At 65.9% G+C, this 23,225-nt stretch carries 24 protein-coding genes; 14 read left to right on the forward strand and 10 right to left on the reverse strand.

The features are described 5' to 3' along the window. Positions 1-23 precede the first annotated feature (23 nt). Both ABD301_RS23010 and ABD301_RS23015 read left to right on the forward strand, forming a co-directional pair. A complete protein-coding gene (locus tag ABD301_RS23010; protein WP_344312501.1) occupies positions 24-1,265 on the forward strand; it encodes an aspartate aminotransferase family protein in 1,242 nt (413 codons plus the stop codon). Positions 1,266-1,747: 482 nt separating this feature from the next. Continuing rightward, the gene (locus tag ABD301_RS23015; RefSeq protein ID WP_344312502.1) at positions 1,748-2,248 is read left to right on the forward strand and encodes an endonuclease domain-containing protein; all 501 of its coding nucleotides are present in this window, start codon (positions 1,748-1,750) and stop codon (positions 2,246-2,248) included. Positions 2,249-2,328: 80 nt separating this feature from the next. On the opposite strand, the gene ABD301_RS23020 is transcribed toward ABD301_RS23015, so the two are convergent. The 4 genes from ABD301_RS23020 to ABD301_RS23035 form a co-directional block, all read right to left on the reverse strand. Further along, positions 2,329-3,471, reverse strand: a complete 1,143-nt coding sequence (locus ABD301_RS23020) for a hypothetical protein (RefSeq protein ID WP_344312503.1) — start codon at positions 3,469-3,471, stop codon at positions 2,329-2,331. A gap of 70 nt (positions 3,472-3,541) precedes the next feature. Then, positions 3,542-4,150 (reverse strand): hypothetical protein, encoded by a 609-nt coding sequence (locus ABD301_RS23025; RefSeq protein ID WP_163571600.1) that lies wholly within the window; start codon positions 4,148-4,150, stop codon positions 3,542-3,544. A 134-nt stretch (positions 4,151-4,284) separates the two neighbouring features. After that, positions 4,285-4,476 carry a DUF397 domain-containing protein gene (locus ABD301_RS23030; RefSeq protein WP_344312505.1) on the reverse strand — a complete coding sequence of 64 codons (192 nt, stop codon included), beginning with the start codon at positions 4,474-4,476 and terminating at the stop codon, positions 4,285-4,287. Positions 4,477-4,508: 32 nt separating this feature from the next. Next, complete coding sequence (locus tag ABD301_RS23035; RefSeq protein WP_344312507.1) at positions 4,509-5,387, reverse strand: helix-turn-helix domain-containing protein; 879 nt, start codon at positions 5,385-5,387, stop codon at positions 4,509-4,511. A 105-nt stretch (positions 5,388-5,492) separates the two neighbouring features. On the opposite strand from ABD301_RS23035, the gene ABD301_RS23040 reads away from it, so the two are divergent. From ABD301_RS23040 to ABD301_RS23055, 4 genes are all read left to right on the forward strand, one after another. After that, a complete protein-coding gene (locus ABD301_RS23040; RefSeq protein ID WP_279581985.1) occupies positions 5,493-5,687 on the forward strand; it encodes a hypothetical protein in 195 nt (64 codons plus the stop codon). Between the two features lie 9 nt (positions 5,688-5,696). Further along, the gene (locus tag ABD301_RS23045; RefSeq protein WP_163571596.1) at positions 5,697-5,999 is read left to right on the forward strand and encodes a hypothetical protein; all 303 of its coding nucleotides are present in this window, start codon (positions 5,697-5,699) and stop codon (positions 5,997-5,999) included. Between the two features lie 81 nt (positions 6,000-6,080). Next, positions 6,081-6,653 carry a hypothetical protein gene (locus ABD301_RS23050; protein ID WP_163571594.1) on the forward strand — a complete coding sequence of 191 codons (573 nt, stop codon included), beginning with the start codon at positions 6,081-6,083 and terminating at the stop codon, positions 6,651-6,653. Between the two features lie 84 nt (positions 6,654-6,737). Continuing rightward, complete coding sequence (locus tag ABD301_RS23055; protein WP_344312509.1) at positions 6,738-7,583, forward strand: alpha/beta fold hydrolase; 846 nt, start codon at positions 6,738-6,740, stop codon at positions 7,581-7,583. Here the strand turns inward: ABD301_RS23055 and ABD301_RS23060 are convergent. From ABD301_RS23060 to ABD301_RS23070, 3 genes are all read right to left on the reverse strand, one after another. Beyond that, entirely contained in the window at positions 7,580-8,083 is a 504-nt protein-coding gene (locus tag ABD301_RS23060) for a DUF3830 family protein (protein WP_163571588.1), read from the reverse strand. The two genes, ABD301_RS23055 and ABD301_RS23060, sit on opposite strands and share 4 nt — an antisense overlap. A gap of 79 nt (positions 8,084-8,162) precedes the next feature. Further along, positions 8,163-9,647 (reverse strand): CoA transferase, encoded by a 1,485-nt coding sequence (locus ABD301_RS23065; protein WP_344312510.1) that lies wholly within the window; start codon positions 9,645-9,647, stop codon positions 8,163-8,165. Beyond that, positions 9,634-11,409, reverse strand: coding sequence for an acyclic terpene utilization AtuA family protein (locus tag ABD301_RS23070; RefSeq protein WP_344312512.1), 1,776 nt, complete (start codon positions 11,407-11,409; stop codon positions 9,634-9,636). Before ABD301_RS23070 ends, ABD301_RS23065 begins: the two co-directional genes overlap by 14 nt. 147 nt (positions 11,410-11,556) lie before the next feature. Between ABD301_RS23070 and ABD301_RS23075 the strand changes: the two genes are divergently transcribed. Both ABD301_RS23075 and ABD301_RS23080 read left to right on the forward strand, forming a co-directional pair. Next, positions 11,557-12,921, forward strand: coding sequence for an MFS transporter (locus tag ABD301_RS23075; protein WP_344312513.1), 1,365 nt, complete (start codon positions 11,557-11,559; stop codon positions 12,919-12,921). Between the two features lie 74 nt (positions 12,922-12,995). Further along, complete coding sequence (locus ABD301_RS23080; RefSeq protein ID WP_344312514.1) at positions 12,996-14,144, forward strand: epoxide hydrolase family protein; 1,149 nt, start codon at positions 12,996-12,998, stop codon at positions 14,142-14,144. Positions 14,145-14,147: 3 nt separating this feature from the next. Here ABD301_RS23080 and ABD301_RS23085 read toward each other — a convergent pair whose 3' ends face one another. Continuing rightward, on the reverse strand, positions 14,148-15,428 hold the full coding sequence (locus ABD301_RS23085; protein ID WP_163571584.1) for an acetyl-CoA C-acetyltransferase: 1,281 nt from the start codon (positions 15,426-15,428) through the stop codon (positions 14,148-14,150). A 79-nt stretch (positions 15,429-15,507) separates the two neighbouring features. On the opposite strand from ABD301_RS23085, the gene ABD301_RS23090 reads away from it, so the two are divergent. Both ABD301_RS23090 and ABD301_RS23095 read left to right on the forward strand, forming a co-directional pair. Further along, positions 15,508-16,827, forward strand: coding sequence for a 3-oxoacyl-ACP reductase (locus ABD301_RS23090; protein WP_344312517.1), 1,320 nt, complete (start codon positions 15,508-15,510; stop codon positions 16,825-16,827). Beyond that, positions 16,827-17,657, forward strand: coding sequence for a MaoC family dehydratase (locus ABD301_RS23095; RefSeq protein ID WP_344312518.1), 831 nt, complete (start codon positions 16,827-16,829; stop codon positions 17,655-17,657). The genes ABD301_RS23090 and ABD301_RS23095 overlap by 1 nt, the downstream gene beginning before the upstream one ends. A 5-nt stretch (positions 17,658-17,662) precedes the next feature. On the opposite strand, the gene ABD301_RS23100 is transcribed toward ABD301_RS23095, so the two are convergent. After that, positions 17,663-18,292: a TetR/AcrR family transcriptional regulator gene (locus ABD301_RS23100; protein WP_279581979.1), complete on the reverse strand. Its 630-nt coding sequence runs from the start codon at positions 18,290-18,292 to the stop codon at positions 17,663-17,665. 73 nt (positions 18,293-18,365) lie between these two features. Here ABD301_RS23100 and ABD301_RS23105 point away from each other — a divergent pair, with 73 nt between their 5' ends. Next, positions 18,366-18,824, forward strand: a complete 459-nt coding sequence (locus tag ABD301_RS23105; protein WP_163571581.1) for an SCP2 sterol-binding domain-containing protein — start codon at positions 18,366-18,368, stop codon at positions 18,822-18,824. A gap of 1 nt (position 18,825) precedes the next feature. Next, positions 18,826-20,055 (forward strand): acyl-CoA dehydrogenase family protein, encoded by a 1,230-nt coding sequence (locus ABD301_RS23110; protein WP_279581978.1) that lies wholly within the window; start codon positions 18,826-18,828, stop codon positions 20,053-20,055. 106 nt (positions 20,056-20,161) lie between these two features. Here ABD301_RS23110 and ABD301_RS23115 read toward each other — a convergent pair whose 3' ends face one another. Then, a complete protein-coding gene (locus ABD301_RS23115; RefSeq protein WP_163571577.1) occupies positions 20,162-21,055 on the reverse strand; it encodes a hypothetical protein in 894 nt (297 codons plus the stop codon). Positions 21,056-21,310: 255 nt separating this feature from the next. Between ABD301_RS23115 and ABD301_RS23120 the strand changes: the two genes are divergently transcribed. Together ABD301_RS23120 and ABD301_RS23125 are read left to right on the forward strand one after the other, a co-directional pair. Beyond that, positions 21,311-21,742, forward strand: a complete 432-nt coding sequence (locus tag ABD301_RS23120; RefSeq protein ID WP_279581977.1) for a PPOX class F420-dependent oxidoreductase — start codon at positions 21,311-21,313, stop codon at positions 21,740-21,742. Between the two features lie 51 nt (positions 21,743-21,793). Further along, positions 21,794-23,224, forward strand: coding sequence for an aminotransferase class V-fold PLP-dependent enzyme (locus ABD301_RS23125; protein ID WP_344312520.1), 1,431 nt, complete (start codon positions 21,794-21,796; stop codon positions 23,222-23,224). Position 23,225: the final 1 nt, after the last annotated feature.

Raw genomic sequence — 23,225 nt, forward strand, 5'->3', positions numbered from 1 at the left:
GACAACTCTGGAGCGCCGAGCCGATGACACAGCTGTCCCCGCGTCTCAAGCAGGCCACTCCCGTGGTGGTCGACCACGGCGAGGGTGTGTACCTCTTCGACACGGCCGGCCGCCGTTTCCTGGACTTCACCGCCGGCATCGGTGTGACCAGCACCGGGCACTGCCATCCCCGGGTGGTCGAGGCAGCGCAGGCGCAGGTCGCGAAGCTGATCCACGGGCAGTACACAACGGTCATGCACCAGCCGCTGCTCGCGCTGACCGAGCGGCTCGGCGAGGTGCTCCCCGCCGGCATCGACACGCTCTTCTTCGCGAACTCCGGCAGCGAGGCCGTCGAGGCGTCGATCCGGCTGGCCCGGATGGCCACCGGCCGGCCGAACATCATCGTCTTCTCCGGCGGCTTCCACGGCCGTACGGTCGCGGCCGCCTCTCTGACGACGTCCGGCACCAAGGTCCGCGCCGGCTTCGCGCCGCTGATGGCCGGCGTGTCAGTCGCGCCTTTCCCGCACGCGTACCACTACGGCTGGGACGAGGACACCGCGACCAAGTTTGCCTTGCGGGAGCTGGATTTCCTGCTCGCCACCCAGTCCGCTCCAGATGACACCGCCGCGTTCTTGGTCGAACCGGTCCTGGGCGAGGGCGGGTACGTGCCCGCCAGCACCGCCTTCCTCGCGGGCCTGCGCGAACGCGCCGACCGCTATGGCATTCAGCTGATTCTCGATGAGGTGCAGACCGGTTTTGGTCGTACCGGCCGATTCTGGGGCCACGACCACTTCGACAGCCGCGCTGACATCCTCGTGATGGCGAAAGGGATCGCCTCCGGCTTCCCGCTGTCAGCCATCGCCGCACCGGCCGCCCTGATGGAAAAAGCCTGGCCTGGCTCGCAAGGCGGCACGTACGGCGGCAACGCGGTCGCCTGCGCGGCGGCCGTCGCGACGCTCGATGTCATCCAATCCGAGGGACTGGTGGAAAACTCCGCCGTCCAAGGCCAGCGGCTGGTCGCCGGACTCCGCGCGACTGCAGCCGATCACAAGGAAATCGGTGACGTACGCGGCCTCGGCCTGATGCTCGCCTGCGAGTTCACCACCGCCGACGGCTCCCCCGACACCGCCACGGCCACCCGCGTACACGCCGCGGCCGCCGCCAACGGCCTCCTGCTGCTGACCTGCGGCCCCTTCGGCAACGTCGTACGCATGATCCCACCACTGATCGTCACCCCCGCCCAGATCGACGAAGCCCTAGCCCTCTGGACCACCTCCCTGACCTGATCCCTTGCGCGAGGGTGACGTTCTGGCGCCGAATTGTCCCTATTTGAGCCCTACAACGTCACCCTCGCGCAAGGTCTGCCTGTGGAAAACCCGAGACGGCGTACGCGCTGAGTCGACTATGGGGAAATGTCTGATCCCATCACTCGCTCCAAGGCCCTGGCCGACGGCGTAACCGACCACGGCCTGAAGACGGCAGCTGGTCCCGTCCCTTTCGGGGTGTCTACGTCCAACGCGGGGGCGTCACCGACGCTACGCCGTATCAGGCCGCGCTCACCGCAGTCGGCCACAATGCGGCGCTCAGTCATCTTTCCGCCGCAGCGCAGTGGCAGTTGCCGCTGCCCTGCGGTCAGTCCGGTCACTCGCCCGTACATGTCACGGTGTGTGTGACGCCCCGACCTCGGCATCGGCCGGGAGTTCGGGTCCATAAGAACCAATTCGACTCCGGAGACGTCCGGCTCGTCAACGGGATGCGGACTACGTCGGTGAGCCGCACGTGGTTCGACCTCGCATCGCGTTGTCTTTACTACGACCACGTCGCACTAACCGACGCGATCTTGCACCGCCGCCTAAGCACTCCAGAGCAACTCGCTTTCGCCATCAAAGCCGGCCGCCGCGGCGTCAAGATCGCTCGCTTGAGTCTGCTCGCCGCCGATGAGCGGGCTGAGTCGCCCTGGGAGACCCGCACCCGGATGATGCTCCACGCGGTGGGCATCATGGTGACCCCCCAAGTCGTCGTCCGGGACGTGCTGGGCAACGTGATCGCGCGCGTCGACCTCGCACTGCCGGAGTTCAAGATCGCCATCGAGTACGACGGGGAACATCACCTTGGGATCGCACAGCAGCGCGCCGATGTTGATCGCGCACGAGCGCTGGAGCGAGCCGGCTGGCTCGTGCTGCGCTTCGGCGTCGAGGACGTACGCGACAACCCTCGGCGCATGATCGCCGAAATCCGCGCCGCCATCACCCGCCGCCGCAGCTGGTAGCGCCTTCGCGAGGGTGACGTTGTGGGGTAGAAATCGGGAGTAATCACCCCCAGAACGTCACCCTCGGCGGTTCCGTACGATTATGGCGTCGGCGGCCGGTGGCGGTGCTGCGGCGGCTGTTGGGGTGGAAACTGGGGTGGCGGGGTGGCGCTCCGGCGTGCCGGCTTCGGACGGGAAGCGTTCGCCTTCGCCCGAAGTTCTTCGGCGCCAGCCTGAACACCGCGAGCGCGTGCGGCATCGTCCGGACTCAACAGCGGCGCTGGGGCGGCCGCTGGTGGTGATGCGGGCGGCTGCGGCGCGGCACCGACAAGGCTCCGAAATGCGGCCTCGGCAAGCTTAAGACCGGCGCCATGGCGTACGACAACACCTTCGACCGCGCCCATTTTCTCGTCATTGCGGTCAAGCCGCGACTCATGCTCATCGAGCCGAGAACTGACGTGATTTTGGTGCGTTTCCAACAACGTATGGTTGCGTTGCTCGAAAGCCCGCTGCCGATTCTCCGCCACCTGATCCCGCGCGGCGAGCTGCTGGTCAACATACTCTTTCGAAGCCGCGCCCTGCTCCAACCCGGACAGTCGAGCGCCGTGCGCGACACTTGTCTGTCCCAACTGGGTAATGGTCGCTCTCGCCTCGGCGAGCTCCCCCTTCAACTGAACGATTGTCTGGTGATCCTGCTCACGCACTGCGTCATTTCGGGCGCGTTCGGCAGCAAGTGCGGTCTCCAGCATGGCCTGAAACTGCTGCTCGACCTCCGGCCCGACCCCTGTTGGCTGAGTGGCGGCCGCCTTGAGCGCAGCCGTGTCCTGCTCGACGTTCGTTAGGCGCTGGTTGGCCTTACGCGCGAACCGGGATGTGGTGGCGAGCAGGCCATGCACACGATGCCCGAGAGAACCCAGGGATTCGTCGGTTTCTTTGAACTTCTCCAACGCCGGTGTATCGGGATCCTTGCCATCTGCCCGGTCCTTGACCATTTGCTTGCTGGCCGCCCGCGCATCCCGCATCTTGTTCCAGGCACCCATGCCCAGCGCGAGTCCGGCACCGACGCCGAGAGTGATGGCGGTTTTGCCTGACGTGGCAAGCAACGCCTGCACTGTCAGCGATCCCGCGAGAGCTGTGGTGGTGAAAGTGCTGGTCACCCACTGGATCGGCGTCAGCGCGAGAGTACGCAGGCCAGATTTCTTGGTGTCCTTGAGAAAGTCGTCCTGCTGTTTCTTCTCAGTCACCCCACCAACGCGCAGTAGCCCCGGACAGACGAATCGTCTCGGCGTCTCCCCCGACCTGCGGCGGCACCACTCATGTCGCCTGCACGAACCCGCACCGGTTGGTGACGATGCCAGGAACCGATGCAGCGAGAAGCTGCGCCATCTGGTCGAGCTCAAGCAACGGTTCGTCGAGAGTCTGGTGATACTCGGTCAGCGCGTCCCAAAGTGACGGGTAGTAGACGCTGCTTTGCCACATCACGTACACCGCCCACATGACCTTGACCAGCACGCGTCCTTCGCGGCCAATACGGTAGTAGTGCCGCTCATCGCCAGTGTTTCCCATCGCATCCCCGTTGGGAAAAAGCCGGTAGCGCTTCAGGAACTCGACGCCGGACGGGCCCTCGGGGTCGAACTCGGCAAGGAGGCCCTGCTTAGAGAGGGACTCCACCACTGCCTGTCCATCGGAGGCAAATTCAAGGTCCGCCAGACGTTCGAGATGGACTCGATCAAACTGACAACGGTTGGCCATTTCCGGGTCGGCGAAGCTGAGCAACCAGACCTTGTACTCGTCCAAGCTGAGGGACACGACACTGGTGGGCGTAGCAATCTCGAACTCCGTCGGCGCGGTTGTGCCGCTTTCGGGTTCGCCGTCCCAGAGGGGGCCGCCGTCGAAGCCGACAGGGACGATGACCTTGGCCACGTGTAGTCCTCCACCCGTGATGCAGCCCGCAATGAGTGTTCAGCGTACCAAGTGAGCGCGCGTAAGCGGGGCGTCATGCACCGACGAGTACAGCCCCACAGGATGACCTGCGAGGCCGTACGAAACGGAACTGGTTAGGCGGTGAAACCGTCAACTTTCACCGCAGTCACGAAAGTACGCCACCGAGCTGGGTCGAAGCCCAGATGAGGGGATTGTTCGCCGAGCTTGGAGTCGCGCACGAGCAAAATCCTCGGTACGTCCGCGACCTCAACACAGTTGTTGTCGCTTTGACTACGTCTGGACTTGCGCCACGTTGGGGCCAGCATCGTGGAGTCCTTTCTCTCAATGGGTGATACTCCTATTTTGCCGCAATCTCAAGAAGGCGGCGACTTTCGTCCGGCGACAAAGCATGGGACCGGATCGCCTTCAACGCGCGCTGCACCCGTTGAATAGCTTCGGGGGCGTCGATCAGCAAATCACCCGCCACGGTATCGAGGTAGATGCTTGCCGGCATAAGGTCGTTGAACTCCAGCAGCGTCACCGAGCCGGGCAGCGCAAGATGGACTCCGTCCGCTATTCGCGCGATCTGAACAGTGATGTTCGGTCGATGTCCGAGTTCAATAAGGCGCTGGGCCTGGTCTTTCATGACCTCCGGGCCACCTACCGAGCGTTGGAGCACGCTGTCGTCCAAAATTATCGCAACCTGCGGTGGGTCGACGTCTGCTACAAGCCGTTCTTGGCGGCGCATACGAATCTCGACTCGCTCGTTGATCACTGCCTCGGTGAGCGGAACGGGCGCCTGATCCTCAATTATTGTTCGCGCGTACCGCTCCGTCTGCGCAATTCCCGGGACCACCGACGCCTCGTAGACGGAGATCGAAATGGCGTCCGTCTCCAGGGCGACCAGGTCGGCGAGGCGGTTGGGGAGGTCGAAGCCGGACCACCAGGCGTCCTTGGTTTTCGCCTCCTTGGCGAGCTGCGCCCACCGCTCGACTTCGTCTTTGTCTTGGATGCCGTACAAATTCAGCATCATCCGGACGGTCTGCGGTCGAGTCACCGTCTGGGCGGCCTCGATGCGGCTGATCGTCGACTTGTTCATCGACAGCTCGGCGGCCACCTGCTCCAGCGTCAAGCCGGCATCCTTGCGGAAACCCTGCAACGCGATGCCGATGCGCCTTGCGCGGATATAGGAACGGGCCACCGGTACATCCTGCCAGTTCTCACGGTCGTCTGTCATTTTTTGCAACTTCTCTCTAGCTAGACTTGCGCTGCCACCTTTGCAGTGGGATGGTAGCGCTCAGTGAAGTTGCACGACAAAAGCCACCGCCATCCGGGAGTAGCCATGCGGGACACCCACCACCATCAGCCGGGGCAACGCCTCGGCATCCTTTGCCGGCCCGCCGGCGAGGTCCTTGAGCTGCGCAAATGCCGGCTCTGCTCACACCCGCTGATCCGCACCGAAGACGACGGCCGGTGGCGTACGGTCGCCGATCATGTACGCGGTCGGGTGCGCGCGGTCCACGCGTCGCTGATCTGAGCCGCCGGGATGCCGTACGACCACCGGCTCACCGGGCCGCTGGGGATGCGTGGCATGCGCGCGATGTTCGCCGTAGCCGCGCCGCGACCGTTGTCCGACCGGATGTGGGCGGAGCGGTACGACCAGTGGTGCAGCCGCCTGCACTCCCGGGCCAGCGTCGCGCACATCGCCTGGATGCCGGCAAGTGGCGAGGCGTACACCTTCGCCGACGTCCCGACCGTCAAAGTCGAGGCGATTTTGCTGCGGATACTTGAAAACACCCCGGTCGCGGCCGCCATCCGCAGGGTCCCACCGACCGCCCGGCCGGCCTGAACCGCCCGGTGCCGGCGATGGGGCCAGCGCCGGCACCCGGGCCCACCACCCTGTTAGTCCACGAGTCAAGGAGACACAGCCTTGGTCGACCCACCGATCAGCCGAATGCAGACGGCTCGTGACCTGTGGACCTGGTCCCGCGAAATCGACGCCACCCAACTGTTTCTGGACTGGATCCATCGATGGCGGCCGAGCGAAGTCCGTCTTCGGCTCGATCCGGCTCGCCTCCTCGTTCTCAGCGCGGGCCACCTGCTGCGCCAGCGCGCCTTCGCGGAGGCTCGCTGGCATCGACCTCTCCTGCGTACAGGCACGGCAACGGCGACCCCTCACGATGAGGAGATCAGGCGAAGCTGGATCTCCTTCCAGTCCGCCCAGTCGAACGATCGGCTGGCGCCTGAAGCACTGAAGACCGAACTAATCGCCTGGTCGATGATGTGTGCTGCCGCCGACCGCACTCTTGCCTTCTGCCAAATAGCGCGGATCCGCCCAGACGATCCTCGACTCAGGGACGCCCGCAATCCCACGCTCCTGTATGACGACTGCGAGTGGGCGAGCAACTCGTTGTTCGGTGCGACGAAGCTTATTGCCGATCTCTTGGACGATTTCTTTCCAGAGTACGCATCAAAAAAGGCGTCAGACGACAGCATCGAGTAGCCCCCTGCGCCATCAGGCATCACCTCACGGGTAATCGCGCGAGTGACGCCGGGCTGCCAAAATTCCCTCCATCGACGAACCCGTGTGAGCGAGGGAATACTGATGCCGACATTGCGTACGACTGACCGCACCGACCTCTTCTACCGGGACTGGGGCACCGGCGCGCCGGTGGTTTTCCTGGCCGGGTGGGCTTTGAGCGGTGACATGTGGCAATACCAGATGCTCGCCGCCGCCGAGCGCGGTTTTCGGGCAGTTTGCTATGACCGGCGCGGCCACGGCCGGTCCGACGACCCCGGCCGCGGGTACGACTTCGACACACTGGCCGACGATTTGGCCGCGCTACTGGAACATCTGGACCTCGCCAACGTCACCGTGATCTCGCATTCCATGGGCGGCGGCGAAGTGGTTCGCTACCTCAGCCGGCATGGGTCAGCGCGCGTCGCCGGCGTCGCGCTGGTCGGGTCCACCATGCCGCGTCTGCTGCGGTCCGACGACAATCCGGACGGCATCGATCCGGCGCTCACAGACCTGCTTCGAGACAGTATGAAGAAGGATCTTCCCCAGTGGGGCGTGGAAAACATCGGGCCGTACGTCGGCGTGGACGTGCCGGGGTGCGACGTTTCGGTGGCCAGTCAGGAATGGACGCAGCGGGACGGCCTACGGGTGTCACTCCAGGCGGCGATGGACTGCTACCGAGCCAATCTGGAAGCCGACTTCCGGGCTGAGTTGGTCTCAATCACCGTGCCGACGCTGGTGGTCCAGGGCACCCACGACGTGTCCGCCCCGCCGGAGCTGTGCGGCCAGCGGATCGCGGCCCTGGTGCCCGGCAGCCGGCTCGCCGTCTATCCGAACGCGCCGCACGCCATCTACCTGACGCATCAGGACCAGCTCACTGAAGAACTGCTGGATTTCGCCGCCAAGAAGGTCTAAACGTCGGCGCGTCGGAAGGACAATGTCTCACCTTCCACGCCACGCAGCCAAAGGTCCTGCGCGGCGGCGGCCATCTCGGCCAGACCTTCTTCAATGGCACCGAAAACGTTGCCTGGGATCCAGCCTTGGTCGCCGTTGATCAGCAGGTTGTTGCGACCGTAGAAGAGCGCGAGATCGACCACGTGCTCACCACTGTGGGCCTCACTCCCTTGGTCGTAGCCGTAAGACGCGTTGCCGATTTGCCAAGGTTCGAAACCGAAATAGCAGACATCGCCCGGGATCGGCGTCACGGTGGGATTTTCCGGGCCGGGCGCCTGTTCCGCGAAGGCCGGCAGCAGTGTGTAAACCTCATTGCGGGCGTACTTCGCGTGATAGGCGTCGCCGGACCGCGGCAAGGCGTCCCAGACGGCGGCGCACGTACGCGGCGCCTCCTCGTCGAGCAGGCGGGCGCGGCAGGTCACGCCGCGCTTGTCCAGGGAGATGGTGATGTATCGGGGCATGCCTCTCCTTCTCCGGGCGGTCTCCGCAACGTACGAGCCGACTGTCCGATTGTCAACAATCCGACGGCTGAGCCCGAATTCAGCCGGCGAGCCACTCCGGCCGGCAGGAGCCGCGCGGCACCAGCACCGTGTCGTAGTGCCCGGGGGTTTGTGACATCGACACCTGGTCGGTGACACCCTGGTAGCGGCCAAGCGGGGTGTCCGCGACGAAGGTCTCCGGGTCGAGATACGCGTGCTCGGTCCCCTGGCCAGCGGTCCGCAGCGCGTACGGCCGGTCGAAGATGCCCATGCTGAGGATCCACAATGCGGCCCGGGTCAACGAAACATGCACGCGGTAGCTGCCGCCGTCGACAGCCCGCCGGGCCAGTGCCTCGACAATGCCCGCGGCCATCAGCCACGACGTGACGTAGTCGTTGACGACCATGATCGGCGGCAGCGCGGGCCGGTCGCCGTCGCCCTCCAACGTCATCATGCCGACCAGGCTTCCGGCCGTCTGGTCGAAACCGACCCGATCCGCCCACGGCCCGTGCGGCCCGTTCAGCGAGGCGGTCGCGTGAATAATCCCGGGGCGTACGGCCGCGGCCTCTTGCGGCGAGAGACCGATCTGATCCAGATATCCAGGTCGCCGGTTGGCATAGAAAACATCCGCGCCGGCCAGCAGTGCGTGGATCTTTTCCTTTCCTTCCAACGAACGCGGATCGACGGTGGCCGATCGGGTGCCGACATTCGCGCTGGCATACGTGACATCGTGTTCCAGCTCGTACGGCCGCCAGAGGTTGAGTACGTCCGCGCCATGCAGCGCGAGCGCCCGCCCCACTCCGGCCCCAGCGATGACGTGTCCCATTCCCAGCGCTCGTACGCCCGACAGTGGTTGCGCGGCGCCGGGCGGCAACGGGACCGGTTCACTGTCCCCGATTTTGGTGATCTCGATCAACGGGAGGTCAGCCAGCACGTCCCGATAATGCGGCTCGGTCAGCAGTTCTTCGGTGCTGCGCAGCATCGGCATCACCACCCCGGCGGCCGCTCCAGCCTCCTCCAACTCGCGTCCTCGCCAGCGAGCCACGGCCGCCGCGACGGCATCGGCGTCGTCCGGCACATTCAGCAGTTTCTGTGCGGCCACCTTGATTTTCGGGTAGAGGTTCAGTGGCATCACCCAGCGATCATCGGCCGTACGATAGAACGCCAACCCGAGCGCGTTGGTCGCGTTCGCCGGCGAGCCTGGCGGATATCCGTTCAGGAGCTCCCATTTTCGGTCATAGAACGGGCACAGCCGGTGCGGTGCGACCCGCAGGTCGACCCCGATGTGCTGGCCCGGCCCGCCGCGTAGCCGCCACAGTTTCGCGATGGTGGCCGACTTCGCCGCCAACGCGATCGCCGACGCGGCTCCCAACCGCAACGTGCTCGGCACTACTGGATCGGCGCCTTGGAAGGAAAAACTCCCGCCGGTGTCGGCCAGGTCGACGCCGATGCCGGCGAGCACCTCGGCCAGCGTGGCGCGCGGGTCGAAGTCGTCGTCGGTGGCCGGGTTGGCGGCCGCCTTGGCGAGACGGTCAGTCAGTGACATCGACACTCCCCTGCTCGGACAACAGCCGCACCGGAATAGGCACGTGTTTGGCGCGTAAATACTCTCCCACCGCCTTGCCGACCTGGTCGACCCGCAGGTTCGCCGAGCCACCGGTGCCCAGCAGCCCACGCAGCACGAAATGCACCGCACGCAGGTGCGGGAACTCGTGGCGTATCACCTCAAGCTCCTTGATTTCCGGTACGAGCCGCCGCAGCTCCACTGTGGACAGTGCCAGCCGCAGCCACGGCCAGACCCGCTCGTCCGGGGCCCAGATGCCAACGTTGCTGTTGCCGCCCTTGTCTCCGCTGCGTGCGTACGCGACAGTCCCGAGCGGCAGATTTCGCACGTCCTCCGGCGAAAGAGCGCCAACCGGCTCCGGATGGACCGGCTGCGGCGCTGTTTCGCTTTGCTCGGGCGGCGAGATTTCGTACGTCTGGCCTTCGAAAAACGTCCGATGATCGACCGCGGTCAGCGGTAGCAGCGCTGGCCAGTAGTCGATCCGCGGCTTGGGCGTACCGGTCAGCTGCGAAGCGCCGTCGTGGAAGAATCCCGGAATGCTTTGCAAGTAAAGCGAACTGAGGCGACGAGCCAGGCCGAAGCGGGCCAGCGGCTCGCGCTCGGCGGCGGTGGCCATCACCCGGAGCGCGACCGTCGCGTCCCACTGTGTTTGCGGATCGTCAGCGGCCGTACCAATCCGGGTAAAACTCAGCTCGACACCGGCCGGCAGGTCACGACCGATCTGGGCTCGCAGCAGGTCGATCTTCGCGGTCACCTCGGGCGCGGTGACAAATATGGTGTTGACGATTTCGTAACCCAGCAAGGCGAAAACGGCGACCTTGGTGGTCGGTGGCGGCGGCGAGCCGGTGGCGCCACGGATTTCCACCCGGTCCGGACCGGTCGCCGCCAGCTCGACGGTGTCCAAATGGACCGTGACATCGGGATTCAAATAGCGCGGGCCCTGAATTTCGTACACCAGCTGGGCAGTGATCGTGTCGACCGTGACCGCGCCGCCGTCGCGCGCGTGCTTGGTGATCACACTGCTGCCGTCCGCGGCGATCTCGGCGATCGGGAAACCTGGCACCAGCAGGTGCGGGATCGTGGTGAATCCAGAGAAATTCCCACCGGTGGCGTGCGGACCGCATTCGATGACATGACCCGCGGTGACGGCTCCGGCCAGCGCATTCCAGTCGTCAAACGCCCAGTCGTGCCACCAGGCGGCCGGCCCGGCCGTCAGGGACGCATCGGTTACTCGGCCACAAACCACGATGTCCGCACCCTCGGCGAGCGCGCGGGCAATTCCCCAGCCGCCCAAATACGCGTTGGCTGCCAACGGTTCCAAACCCCATGCCGACAGCGGTTCACCGGAGTCCAGGTTCTCCATTAAATGGCCAGCGCGCTCATATTCCGGCAGCCGCGACAACACATCATCGCCTTCGACATATGCCACCCGTACGTCCGCGCCTTCCTCTGCCGCCGCTTTCAAGAGCGCGTCGGCCAGGCCAGCGGGGTCGAAGCCGCCGGCATTCGTGACGACTTTCATTCCCCGCTCAGCGATCGCCGCCAGATGTGGCCTGATCTGATCGAGGAAGTAGCTGACATACCCGCGGCGGCCGTCCCGGCCGGAAAGCGCGGCGAGGGTGACCTCGGCCAAGTAGTCGCCCATCAGCACGTCCACCGGATCGCCGGCCATCACCTCGTCGATCGCGGTGAAGCGGTCGCCCAGGTAGCCGGAGAAGTTGCCGATCCGTACCGGTCCGCGCATAGCAGCCTCCTGACCCAAGGTTCAGCCCCTACGCTAACCCGGGCCACTGCCGAACTGTCAAAACACCGCTGACCGAGAAGGTGGCCAGCGGCGTACGCCCATGAGTTCGGCGGGGGCCGAACTGTTCCGGGCCTAGCGTCAGAACACATGGTCACAACGAAACCGAAGATGGCGTTCATCGCGATCTGCATGGGATTTCTGCTGATCCAGCTCGACGCGACGATCGTCAACGTCGCGCTGCCGGCGATCGGACAGGACCTGGGCGGGACGCTGACTGGGCTGCAGTGGATCGTGGACAGCTACACACTCGCGCTCGCCGGCCTGCTGCTCACCACCGGTTCGCTCGCCGACCAGTGGGGCGCCCGGCGGATCTATCTCGCCGGGTTGCTGCTCTTTACGATCGCGTCGGCCACCTGCGCGGCGGCGCCCACCTTGGGAGTCCTCGTCGCGGCCCGGGCCGTGCAGGGAATCGGGGCGGCGGCCCTGCTGCCCTGTTCGCTGACGTTGCTGGCGCGGCTCTACCCAACCGGTCGCGAGCGAGCGCGGGCGCTCGGGGTCTGGGGACTGATCGCGAGCCTCGGCCTCGCCGCTGGTCCGGTCCTTGGCGGCCTGACGGTCGCATTCGCCGGCTGGCGGATCATTTTCCTCGCCAACCTCCCGATCGGCGCCCTCACCGTGGTGCTGCTGCTCCGGGCCGTACCTGAGACTTCCCTTACCCACACACGCAAATTCGATGTGGCCGGCATGATCACCGGCGTTGTCGGGCTGACCGCCGCGACCGCCGGATGCATCGAGGCGGGGCACAGCGGCTGGCTGAGCCCGCTGACGCTGGTCCTGCTCGCCGTCGGCGCGGTGGCCGCGGGCGCCTTTGGCTGGGCCGAAAGTCGGTCGGCCGCGCCCATGATGCCGCTGTCCATCTTCAGGTCTGCCGCCTTCAGCGCGACCGTACTGCTCGGTCTGCTCTTCAATCTGTGCTTGTACGGGGCGCTGCTGTGCCTGTCGCTTTTCCTGCAGCAGAGCCATCATCTGACCGCGCTGGCGGCCGGCGGTACGCTTTTCCCGCTAACCGTGATGATCGGCGTCGGCGCCACCGCGAGCGGGCGCCTCACCGCGCGGTTCGGTCCCCGTCCGCCGATGCTGGCCGGCATGACCTGCGGCGCGATCGGCGCGCTGATGCTGGGTTTCGCCGGGCCGCACCCGTCAATCGCCGTCATCATCACCGGATCCGCGGTGCTCGGGCTGTGTTCGCTCACCATGCCGGCGATGACCTCGGTCGCGCTCGGCGCGCTGGACGCGGACCGAGCCGGCCTCGCGAGCGGCGTGCTCAACGCTGCCAGGCAGGCCGGTGGGGCACTCGGCGTGGCCCTGCTCGGATCGCTGCTGGTGGCCACCGGCGGGCCGGCCCTGACAGCACCGCTGATCGCGGTCGGCGGCGCGTACGTCCTCGCCACCGCACTGGCGTGGCTCGCGACCAAGCCAGCCCACGAACGCACCCTGACAATGGCAAAGTAGAGGACAGAAGCTGTCCCCTACCGCCCCTAGTGTGGTCATCAACAGCAAGGTTCGACCACGACCAGAGGACGACAATGTCACCCGAGATCCGCTCCTTCCGCATCGAGATCGCCCAGGCTCGCATCGATGACCTGCGGCAACGGCTGGCGCGCACCCGCTGGCCGGCCGCGCTGCCTGGCGCCCGGTGGAGCGCAGGGGTGCCGGTCGACTACCTCCGCGAGCTGGCGGACTACTGGCGCGATGCGTACGACTGGCGCGAATGGGAAGCCAAACTGAACGAATTTCCCCAGTTCACCACCGAAATCGACGGCCAGCGGGTGCATTTTCTGCACGTACGCTCGCAAGAACCAGACGCGCTGCCGCTGATCCTCACCCACAGCTGGCCGAACACGGTCGCCGAGTTCCTCGACATCATCGGCCCGCTGACCAACCCGCGAGCGCACGGGCTCGACCCGGCGCAGGCGTACCACGTGGTCGCGCCCTCCCTGCCCGGATTCGCTTTCTCTCCCTTTCCGGCGCCGGCCGACCAGCGGCCGTGGAGCATCGCCAGGGTCGCCCAGACCTGGGCCGAGCTGATGAGCCGGCTCGGCTACCAGCGATATGGCGCGCACGGCAACGATGCCGGCGCGCTCGTGACCCCGCAGCTCGCCGTCATCGACGCCGAACACGTGGTCGGTTCACACATCACCGCCGGCCTCGGGGTGCCGACCGGCGATCCGGCCGAGTTCGCCGGACTCACCGCCGAGGAGACCGCGAGCCTCGCTGAAATGGCGAAACACTTCACCGGCGGCAGCGGCTACGGGCCCTATCTGACCAACCGACCGCAGACGTTGTCGTACGGGTTCACCGATTCACCGGTGGCACAGCTGGCTTTTTTGGTGGAAAGGTTCAAGGAATTCGATGGCTGGCCGACCGACGCGGAGCCGGCCGAGCCGATCGACCGGGACAAAATCCTTACCAACGCGAGCATTTACTGGCTCACCGAGACCGCGGCGTCTTCGTCGTGGACCTATTATGAGGGCGCCGCCGGAATGCCGATCGACCAGACCGCCGTACCAACTGGCGTCTCTCATGGTGGATCTTCGGCGCTACGCCGGATCGCCGAGCGACGAAACTCCATTGTGGACTGGGGCGATGGGCGCAGCGGCAGCCACATGGTCGCGATGGCAGCGCCGGCCTCGCTGGTCGCCGGCATCCGTACGTTCTTTGGAAAAATCAGGTAGGGGTCAGGTCTCCAGGATCGCGACCAGGCCCTGGCCGCCGGCGGCGCAAATCGAGATCAGCCCGCGGCCTGCGCCGTTTTCGTGCAGGATCTTGGCCAGCGTGGAGACGATCCGGCCGCCGGTGGCCGCGAAGGGGTGACCGGCGGCAAGCGAGGAACCGTGCACATTCAGCTTCGTACGATCGACAGTGCCCAGAGCTCCGGGAAGGCCTAGTTTTTCCTTGCAGAAAGACGGATCTTCCCAGGCTTTCAAGGTGGCCAGCACCTGTGAGGCGAACGCTTCGTGTATTTCGTAGTAGTCGAAATCAGCGAGCGACAGACCGGCGCGAGCAAGCAACTTGGGCACCGCATAAACCGGCGCGGTCAGCAGCCCGTCCTCGCCGAGCGCGAAGTCCACGGCCGCGGCTTGTACGTCACCAACGTAGGCGAGGATGGGCAGGTGGTGCTCCTCTGCCCATTCCTGGCTGGCCAACAAAACGGTGGAGGCGCCGTCGGTCAGCGGAGTGGAATTGCCGGCAGTCATCGTGCCGGTGTCCCGATCTCCGAACGCGGGTCTGAGTTTCGCCAGCTTTTCCACCGAAGAATCGGGCCGCAGGTTCTGGTCGCGGGTCAGCCCCAAATACGGTGTGACCAGGTCGTCGAAGAATCCGTCGTCGTACGCGGCCGCCAAGTGCTGGTGGCTCGCCGCGGCCAGCTCGTCCTGCTCCTGCCGTCCGACATCCCACTGGGCGGCGGTCAATGCCGCATGGTCACCCATCGACATGCCCGTCCGCGGCTCAGCGTTGCGCGGGATCTCCGGCACGATCTGCCAGGGCCGCAGCGATCCCACCAGGGCCAGCCGCTGCAGTGGAGTTTTCGCGCGGTTGAAACGTAAAAGCAGCCGCCTCAGATCCTCGTTGACCCCGATCGGCGCGTCGCTCGCGGTATCCACCCCGCCGGCGATGCCAACCTCGATCTGGCCGAGCGCGATCTTGTTCGCGACCAGCGTCACCGTCTCCAGCCCGGTCGCGCAGGCCTGCTGCACGTCGTACGCGGGCGTACGCGGATCCAGCTTGCTGCCGAGCACGGCTTCCCGGGTGAGGTTGAAATCGCGGCTGTGCTTGAGAACCGCGCCCGCGACGACCTCGCCCAGCAACTCCCCTTGCAACGAGAACCGGCTGATCAGACCGTCGAGAGCCGCGGTCAGCATGTCCTGGTTGGACGCCGTCGCGTACCGGCTGTTGGAGCGAGCGAACGGGATGCGGTTGCCGCCGACAATGCCCACGCGGCGGATCTGCGGGCTCATACGAGTCTCCTGGCACTGGCGAGAGCGGGTGAAACCGACCATACTTGCGAGTAGACTTACTCGCAAGTAAGGATGGGGTATGGCCGATCTCTACCAGCAGTTCGTCTCCTCCGGTCCAGGCAAGGCAGTCGCCCAGCGACTCGGCCTGCCCCGGCCGGTCCGCCTTCGCCGGTACGAGCCCGGCCAACCGATCGCGGCCGGGCCGGTGCTGCTCGGCGGGCACGGCCGACTGCTGTCGACCCTGACGAAGACCCTGGAAGCCATTGGTATCGAAACGGCGGACAGTGCTTCGCCATACGGACTCGTCTTCGACGCGACCGGGATCATTGCCCCCGAGCAGCTGCGCGAGCTCTACGACTTCTTCCATCCGGTCGTCCGGTCGGTGCGTCCATCCGGGCGCGTCCTGGTCCTCGGAACTGCGCCTGAGTCAACAGAAAACGTCGCCGAGGCGGTCGCTCAGCGAGCGCTGGAAGGCTTCGTACGATCGCTCGGCAAAGAGGTCGGACGCGGCGCCACCGCACAGCTGATCTACGTGGCCGAGGGCGCCGAGGACGCACTGGAATCGACGCTGCGGTTCTTCCTGTCCGGCAAGTCCGCGTACGTTTCCGGGCAGGTCGTACGCGTCGGCGTGGCCGAGATACCGCAAGTGCAAGACCACGACCGCCCACTGGCCGGCAAAGTCGCCCTGGTGACCGGTGCGTCCCGCGGAATTGGCGCCGCCATCGCGAAAACGCTGGCCCGCGACGGCGCTCACGTCGTCTGCCTCGACGTACCAGCGCAGGGCGAGGACCTGTCACGAGTCGCCAACGCGGTCGGCGGATCGAGCCTGCAGCTGGACATCACCGCCGAGAAGGCGCCGGCCGCGCTCGCCGAGCACCTGTCGACTCGACATCAGGGCGTCGACATCGTCGTCCATAACGCCGGCATCATCCGTGACAAGACGCTCGCCCGGATGAGCGAGGCCCAGTGGGACTCGGTCCTCGCGGTGAATGTGGTGGCACCGGCGCGAATCAACGACCATTTCGTCGAGCACCAGGTGCTTCGTACGGGCGGACGGATCGTCGGCCTGGCATCGATCGCGGGCATCGCCGGCAACGCTGGCCAGACGAATTATGGTGCCACCAAAGCGGGTGTAATTGGCCTCGCCCAGACTTTGGCGCCCCGGCTGCATTCCCTGCCCGCCACGATCAACGCGGTGGCGCCTGGATTCATCGAAACGAAGATGACCGCGAGCATGCCGGTCACGGTTCGCGAGGTCGGCCGGCGGCTGAACAGCCTCGCGCAGGGCGGCCTGCCGATCGACGTGGCCGAGACGATCGCCTGGCTGGCGCACCCCGGCTCGGCCGGCGTCAGCGGCTGCGTCGTGCGCGTCTGCGGCCAGAGTCTGCTGGGGGCCTGATGCTGGTCACTGAACAACCAAGCCTCGCTCGTACGTACGCGACCGTCCTTATGCGCAGCCTTCCGGGACTCGGGCCGACGGGCGGGATCCTGCCGGACACGTCGCTCACGATGCCCGGTGTCACGGTCTCGCGTCCGCATCTGGCCGCGTACGCGCAGGTCTGCGGCTTCCCGACCAGCGACCGCCTGCCGTCCACCTATCCGCACATGCTGGCCTTCCCGATGGCGATGCGGCTGATGTCGGACCGGGCCTTCCCGTTTGCCTTGATGGGCCTCGTACACATCCGGAATGTGATCACCCAGATCCGGCCGCTGTCCGCCGACGACACACTTGAGCTGCGGGTTTACGCGTCGGATCTGGCAGAGCACCGGCGCGGCATCCAGTTCGCGATAATGTCCGAGGCGTACACTAGCGACGGCCTGGCATGGACGAGCCGCAGCACGTACCTGCACCGCACGTCGTCTGGGTCCGGGTCGTCCGACCGGCCCGTCGCGGTGACCCCACCGACCGCGATCTGGCGGCTGCCAGCCGACACCGGCCGCCGCTATGCCGCCGTCTCCGGCGACCGCAACCCCATCCACCTGCACGCGGCGACCGCCCGGCTCTTCGGCTTCAAGACCGCCATCGCGCACGGGATGTATACGAAGGCCCGCTGCCTGGCCACGTTGGACTCGCGCTTACCTGACTCGTACGAGGTGGCCGTCGACTTCGCCAAGCCGCTGCCGCTCCCCAGCCGAGCCACTTTCTCGGCATCGCGTACGCCCGACGGCTGGGACTTCTCGGTCACCGGCCGCGCTCCGCACCTCGCAGGCCATCTGCACACCCTCTAGCGCGCTCAGGGCCGCCAGATGGAACCGTGCAGCAGGTTGTCCAGGCCCATCCAGGCAAAGTTCATCAGCCGGCGAGCGGTGGTCGCGGGGTCCTCGTCCGGGTGCTCGGTGGCCCAGTCGGCGAGCGACTCGCCCGCCCCCACCAGGGCGTGGGCCAGCGCGGACACGTCGTGCTCGGTGGCCTCGGACACGCCCCGCGAGCGGATGTTCTGGTCGATCAGGTCGGCCGCGAAGGCGATGATGGCCGTACGCATCGCGGCCACCTCGCCGGCGAACGGCTCGCCGTGCGCCGGCGCCTGCTGGTGCAGCACCCGCCACGAATCCCGATTTTCCGCGACCAGCACGAAGAAGGCCCGCAGCGCGTGCCAAAGCTGCTGGTCAGGAGCATCCGCCTGGTTAACCTGGCCAGCGAACGCGTCCAGTAACCGGCCCGCCTCGCGGCGGATGCAGGCCAGGAAGAGCTCCTCTTTGCTGCCGAGATAGAGGTAGACCATCGGCTTGGACACACCCGCGAGCTCCGCCACCTCGTCCATCGAGGCAGCGTGGTAGCCGCGGCGGGCGAACATCTGCACCGCCGCGTCCAACATCTGCTGCTCACGTACGTACCGTGGCAGCCGTTTGGTCTTCCCGGTCACGTTGCGCACTCTATCCATCAGGTCCTAAACTTACCCGCAAGTAATCTTACTGGTAAGTAAGAAGGGACGCCAGATGACCACGTTCGATCCCAGCCAACTCGACTTCGCGAACATGGACGCGGCCGAGCTCGCCCGGTTGGTGAAGACGACCCCGAAGGACGAGCTCGAGCAGCTGATGACCGGCGAGCACCGCAACCTGGTGCTCGACGAGATCTTCGCGCAGATGGCCCGGCGGGTCCGCAAGGACAAGATCACCTCGATGGACGCGATCATCCGGTGGCGGATCAGCGGCCGCCCGGACGGTGAGTACGACCGGTACGAGCTGCACATCGCGAACGGCGGCTGCACCGTGGGCCCCGGCAGTGAGGGACAGCCGCGCCTCACGATCACCACCGACGGTGTCAACTTTCTCAGGCTGGTGTCCGGAAACGCCTCCGGACCGACCCTGTTCATGACGAAAAAGCTGCAGCTGGCCGGCGACCTCGCGCTCGGCGCCGGGCTGACCAACTACTTCGACATCCCGAAAGCGTGAGATGACCTTTTCCCTGGAACTGGACGAAGACCAGCGGGACCTGCGCGACTGGGTGCACGGTTTCGCCGCCGAGGTACTGCGCCCGGCCGCCTCGGAATGGGACGAGCGCGAGGAAACGCCGTGGCCGATCATCTCCGAGGCGGCCAAGATCGGGCTGTACAGCTTCGAAACGATGGCGACCTTCTGGGCCGACCCGACCGGTCTGTCGATGCCGATCGCCAACGAGGAGCTGTTCTGGGGCGACGCCGGCATCGGGCTGGCGATTTTCGGCACGATGCTTGGCGTCGCCGGCATTTTCTCCGCTGGTACGCCCGACCAGCTGGCCGAATGGGTGCCGCAGTGTTTCGGTGACGCGGACGATCCCAAGGTCGCCGCTTTCGCCGTATCAGAGCCAGAAGCCGGCTCCGACGTGTCGTCCATGAAGGTCAGGGCCCGCTACGACGAGGCCAAGGACGAGTGGGTCCTCAACGGACAGAAGGCTTGGATCACCAACGGCGGCATCGCGAACGTACATGTGGTGGTCGCGTCCGTCGATCCAGAGCTGGCGGCTCGCGGGCAGGCGGCCTTCGTGGTGCCACCTGGCACACCAGGCCTGGAATCCACCCGTAAAATCAAGAAACTCGGCCTGCACGCCTCGCACACCGCGGACATCTTCCTTGACGACGTACGCGTGCCAGGCTCGTGTTTGTTGGGCGGTAAGGACAAACTCGACGAGCGGCTGGCTCGTGCCCGCGACGTCAAGGCCGGCAAGGCGCCCCAGCAGAGCCGCTCGCAGGCCGCCATGCAGACCTTCGAGCTGAGCCGCCCGACGGTCGGCTCACAGGCCGTCGGCATCGCCCGCGCCGCGTACGACTATGCCTTGGAATACGCCAAAAATCGGGTCCAGTTCGGCCGGCCGATTATCGACAACCAGTCGATCGCGTTCACCCTCGCGGACATGAAAATGGAGATCGACTGCGCCCGGCTGCTGGTCTGGCGGGCCGCCTGGATGGGCCGCAACGGTAAGCCTTTCGAGGCCGCCGAAGGCTCGATGTCCAAGCTCAAAGCCGGCGAGGTCGCCGTCTGGTCGGCCGAGCGCGCCGTACAAATCCTCGGCGGCGCCGGCTACAGCCGCGAACACCCCGTCGAACGAATGTACCGGGACGCCAAGATCTTCACCATTTTCGAAGGCACCAGCGAAATCCAGCGCCTGGTCATCTCCCGCGCCATCTCCGGCCTGCACATCCGCTAACCTTCCCGTTGTTGATCTTGTTTAGTTGGCCTATCCAAAAGGGATACTTCGTACGCATGTCCGCTTTGGGTAGGCAAAGTAACCAAGATCAACAACGTTTTTGTACTTAGCAGGGGGCGCCGCGGCTGGCGAGGGTGCGGCGGACCTGCGCGAGGTAGCGGCGACTGCCGTCGCGCAGGTCGCTGCGGGCGGCCCGTAACACGATCCAGCCCGCGGCGGCCATTGCTGTGTATCGCTCGATGTCGTAGCCGAACTGCTCATCATCGTCGGCGTGGTGTCGTCCTTCGTACTCGGCGGCGACCTGCCACCGTTTCCAACCGAGGTCGGAATGACCGACGACCACCCCGGATGCCGTGGTGACTGGGCATTGCGGTTCGGGTGCTGGGAGATAGTCGCTGATGATCCGAAACCGCAACATACTTTCCGGCGGTGACTGAGAACGGCCATCCAGGATAGGCGTCACCTTACGGGCGAGAAGCGCGCCACGTCGTCGGTACGCAGCCTCCGCTCGCGCAAGCAGGTGGTCGCGACTTGTCCAACCGGCTCGAATCAGTCCATCGCCAACGACGACCAAAGACTCGGCGGACAGTTCGGTGGTGAGATCGAGAAATGTCCGCTCGGCGTTGGTCACCGAGGTGCCGTCCAGGATCATCCGATCCTCGGGCGGCAGGATCCGGCCGTGAGCGGTGATGAGCGGATGGCGCGGATACCCATGCCCTTGCGGCACCGTGACATGTAGCGATTCGTCTTCGCTGAGCTGCCACGGTATGGGACAACCGAGCAGCCGCAGAGCAGAAACATGACTAACTGCGGCACTGGGCGGCAGAGCCGCGAGCAGCGCCTGCCACCCGTCGCCAGACCGACCACGAACGACATACTTGCCGTACGAGAGTCGCTCGAATCGCGCTCCACGGAGTTGCCTCGCGCTTACCCCACGTTCAAGCGCGATCTCCCGCCGGAATCCCACCGGCAACGCAGGAAGCGGTTTCTCTTTCGCCATGCCCCCAAACCTGGCAGCGCTTCCCCTGGTTCACCGCGCCCGTACCGCAATCTGTGGATCCCCCTTCCCCCTGTGGAAACCCACTTCCCTCCGCCACCCACCTGCTATTCTCCCGTCCCGCTTCCCGTTGTTGATCTTGTTTAGTTAGCCTATCCAAAAGGGATATTTCGTACGCATGTCCGCTTTGGGTAGGCCAACTAAACAAGATCAACACCGAGAGAGCGGGACGCGGGGCGCGGAGCTAGGGTGACCGATATGGCAGCGCACCCGATGACCGAGCAAGAGTGGCGACAGTTCATCACCGACGGGACGCGGACCGGGATGGTCGCGACCGTACGAGCCGACGGCCGACCGCACGTGGCGCCGGTGTGGTTTGACCTCGACGGGGACGACATCGTCTTCATGACCGGTTCGACGTCGGTCAAGGGAAAATCGCTCGTACGCGACCCGCGGGTGTCGATCTCCGTCGACGACCCGCACCCGCCGTTCTCCTTCGTCACGATCCAGGGCACCGCCACCATCAGCGAAGACCTGGACGACCTGCTGACCTGGGGAACCCGACTCGGCGGCCGCTATATGGGCGCCGAAGCGGCCGAGGACTACGGCAAGCGCAACGCGGCGCCGGGCGAGCTGCTCGTACGCGTACGCATCGAGAAGGTCGTCGCGATCGCTGACCTTACCCACTGACCCTGCCCTGAAGGGCATTCGATGTCGGTGGGCGTCCGTACGCTGAAAGGCGTGACAGATTCGCCGCACATGACGCCCGAAGAGTTCCGCGCCCATGGCCACACCGTGGTCGACTGGATCGCCGATTACTGGGCCGGAGTGGAGAAATATCCGGTCCTGTCGCAGGTCTCGCCTGGCGAGATCGCGGCCCGGCTGCCCGCTCACCCGCCCGAGCAGGGCGAGCGGTCCGCCGACTTCAGCAAGAACATGTTGGCCGACCTCGACGAGATCGTGCTGCCCGGCATCACGCACTGGCAGCATCCGCAGTTTTACGCGTATTTCCCAGCTCCCACCACCGGTCCGTCCGTGCTCGGCGACATGTTGTCGGCCGGGCTCGGCGTGCAGGGCATGCTGTGGGCGACCAGCCCGGCGTGCACCGAGGTCGAGACCCGGGTGATGGACTGGATGGCCGAGTTGCTCGGCCTCCCAGCGGCCTACAGATCGACGTCGGCCGGCGGCGGTGTCATCCAGGACTCGGCCTCGTCGGCGGCGCTGGTCGCGGTGGTCGCGGCGCTGCACCGGGCCAGCGGCGGGCAGGTGCGCGAGCGTGGCGCCAACGGCCGCTTCACTGTCTACACGTCGACGGAAACCCATTCCAGCGTGGAAAAAGCGGTCAACATGGCCGGGGTCGGGTCCGCGCAACTGCGGGTCATCGAGGTCGACGACAAGCTCCGGATGCGGACCGACAAGCTCGCCGAGGCGATCGCCGCCGACAAGGCCGCTGGGCTCACGCCGGCACTGGTGGTGGCCACCATCGGTACGACGTCGACCACCGCCGTCGACCCGGTCCGGGTCATCGGTGAGCTGTGCCAGGCCAACAACATCTGGCTGCACATCGACGCCGCCTATGCCGGCGCCGCTGCGCTCTGCCCCGAGCTGCGCGACTCGCACGACGGGGTCGAGCTGGCCGACTCGTATTGCACGGACGGCCACAAATGGCTGCTCACCAACTTCGACTGCGACATCTTCTTCACCAGCGACCGCGCGGCACTGATTGGCGCCCTCAGTGTTTTGCCGGAATATCTGCGAAATACCGCCACCGAGTCGGACGCGGTGATCGACTACCGAGACTGGCACGCGCCGCTGGGCCGCAGGTTCCGGTCGTTGAAGTTGTGGAGCGTCATCCGGTGGTACGGCGCTGAAGGGATGCGCGCGCACGTACGCTCCGGCGTCGCCCTCGCCGAATATTTCGCCGGACTCGTCGAGGCCGACGACCGCTTCGAAATCGTCACCGACCACCAGTTTTCGTTGGTGTGCTTCCGATTGCGCGGCGAGGACGCGGCCAACGAGGAGTTGCTCAGCACACTCAACGCAGCCGGCGAGCTCTACCTGACCCACACCCGCGTCAGAGGCGCCTACACCCTGCGCTTCGCCATCGGCGCCCCGCAAACCACCCGCGCCCACGTCACTGCCGCCTGGGCCACCATACAAGCCGCCGTCTGAA

Source organism: Fodinicola feengrottensis (genome assembly GCF_039530045.1).
GTDB classification, from domain to species: Bacteria; Actinomycetota; Actinomycetes; order Mycobacteriales; family HKI-0501; genus Fodinicola; species Fodinicola feengrottensis.

Coding starts and splice junctions, on each gene's coding strand:
- ABD301_RS23010 (WP_344312501.1), top strand. CDS start 24: ATGACACAGCTGTCCCCGCGTCTCAAGCAGGCCACTCCCGTGGTGGTC.
- ABD301_RS23030 (WP_344312505.1), bottom strand. CDS start 4,476: ATGCTGGCCCCAACGTGGCGCAAGTCCAGACGTAGTCAAAGCGACAAC.
- ABD301_RS23035 (WP_344312507.1), bottom strand. CDS start 5,387: ATGACAGACGACCGTGAGAACTGGCAGGATGTACCGGTGGCCCGTTCC.
- ABD301_RS23040 (WP_279581985.1), top strand. CDS start 5,493: ATGCGGGACACCCACCACCATCAGCCGGGGCAACGCCTCGGCATCCTT.
- ABD301_RS23045 (WP_163571596.1), top strand. CDS start 5,697: ATGCCGTACGACCACCGGCTCACCGGGCCGCTGGGGATGCGTGGCATG.
- ABD301_RS23060 (WP_163571588.1), bottom strand. CDS start 8,083: ATGCCCCGATACATCACCATCTCCCTGGACAAGCGCGGCGTGACCTGC.
- ABD301_RS23065 (WP_344312510.1), bottom strand. CDS start 9,647: ATGTCACTGACTGACCGTCTCGCCAAGGCGGCCGCCAACCCGGCCACC.
- ABD301_RS23070 (WP_344312512.1), bottom strand. CDS start 11,409: ATGCGCGGACCGGTACGGATCGGCAACTTCTCCGGCTACCTGGGCGAC.
- ABD301_RS23075 (WP_344312513.1), top strand. CDS start 11,557: ATGGTCACAACGAAACCGAAGATGGCGTTCATCGCGATCTGCATGGGA.
- ABD301_RS23080 (WP_344312514.1), top strand. CDS start 12,996: ATGTCACCCGAGATCCGCTCCTTCCGCATCGAGATCGCCCAGGCTCGC.
- ABD301_RS23085 (WP_163571584.1), bottom strand. CDS start 15,428: ATGAGCCCGCAGATCCGCCGCGTGGGCATTGTCGGCGGCAACCGCATC.
- ABD301_RS23090 (WP_344312517.1), top strand. CDS start 15,508: ATGGCCGATCTCTACCAGCAGTTCGTCTCCTCCGGTCCAGGCAAGGCA.
- ABD301_RS23095 (WP_344312518.1), top strand. CDS start 16,827: ATGCTGGTCACTGAACAACCAAGCCTCGCTCGTACGTACGCGACCGTC.
- ABD301_RS23105 (WP_163571581.1), top strand. CDS start 18,366: ATGACCACGTTCGATCCCAGCCAACTCGACTTCGCGAACATGGACGCG.
- ABD301_RS23110 (WP_279581978.1), top strand. CDS start 18,826: ATGACCTTTTCCCTGGAACTGGACGAAGACCAGCGGGACCTGCGCGAC.
- ABD301_RS23115 (WP_163571577.1), bottom strand. CDS start 21,055: ATGGCGAAAGAGAAACCGCTTCCTGCGTTGCCGGTGGGATTCCGGCGG.
- ABD301_RS23120 (WP_279581977.1), top strand. CDS start 21,311: ATGGCAGCGCACCCGATGACCGAGCAAGAGTGGCGACAGTTCATCACC.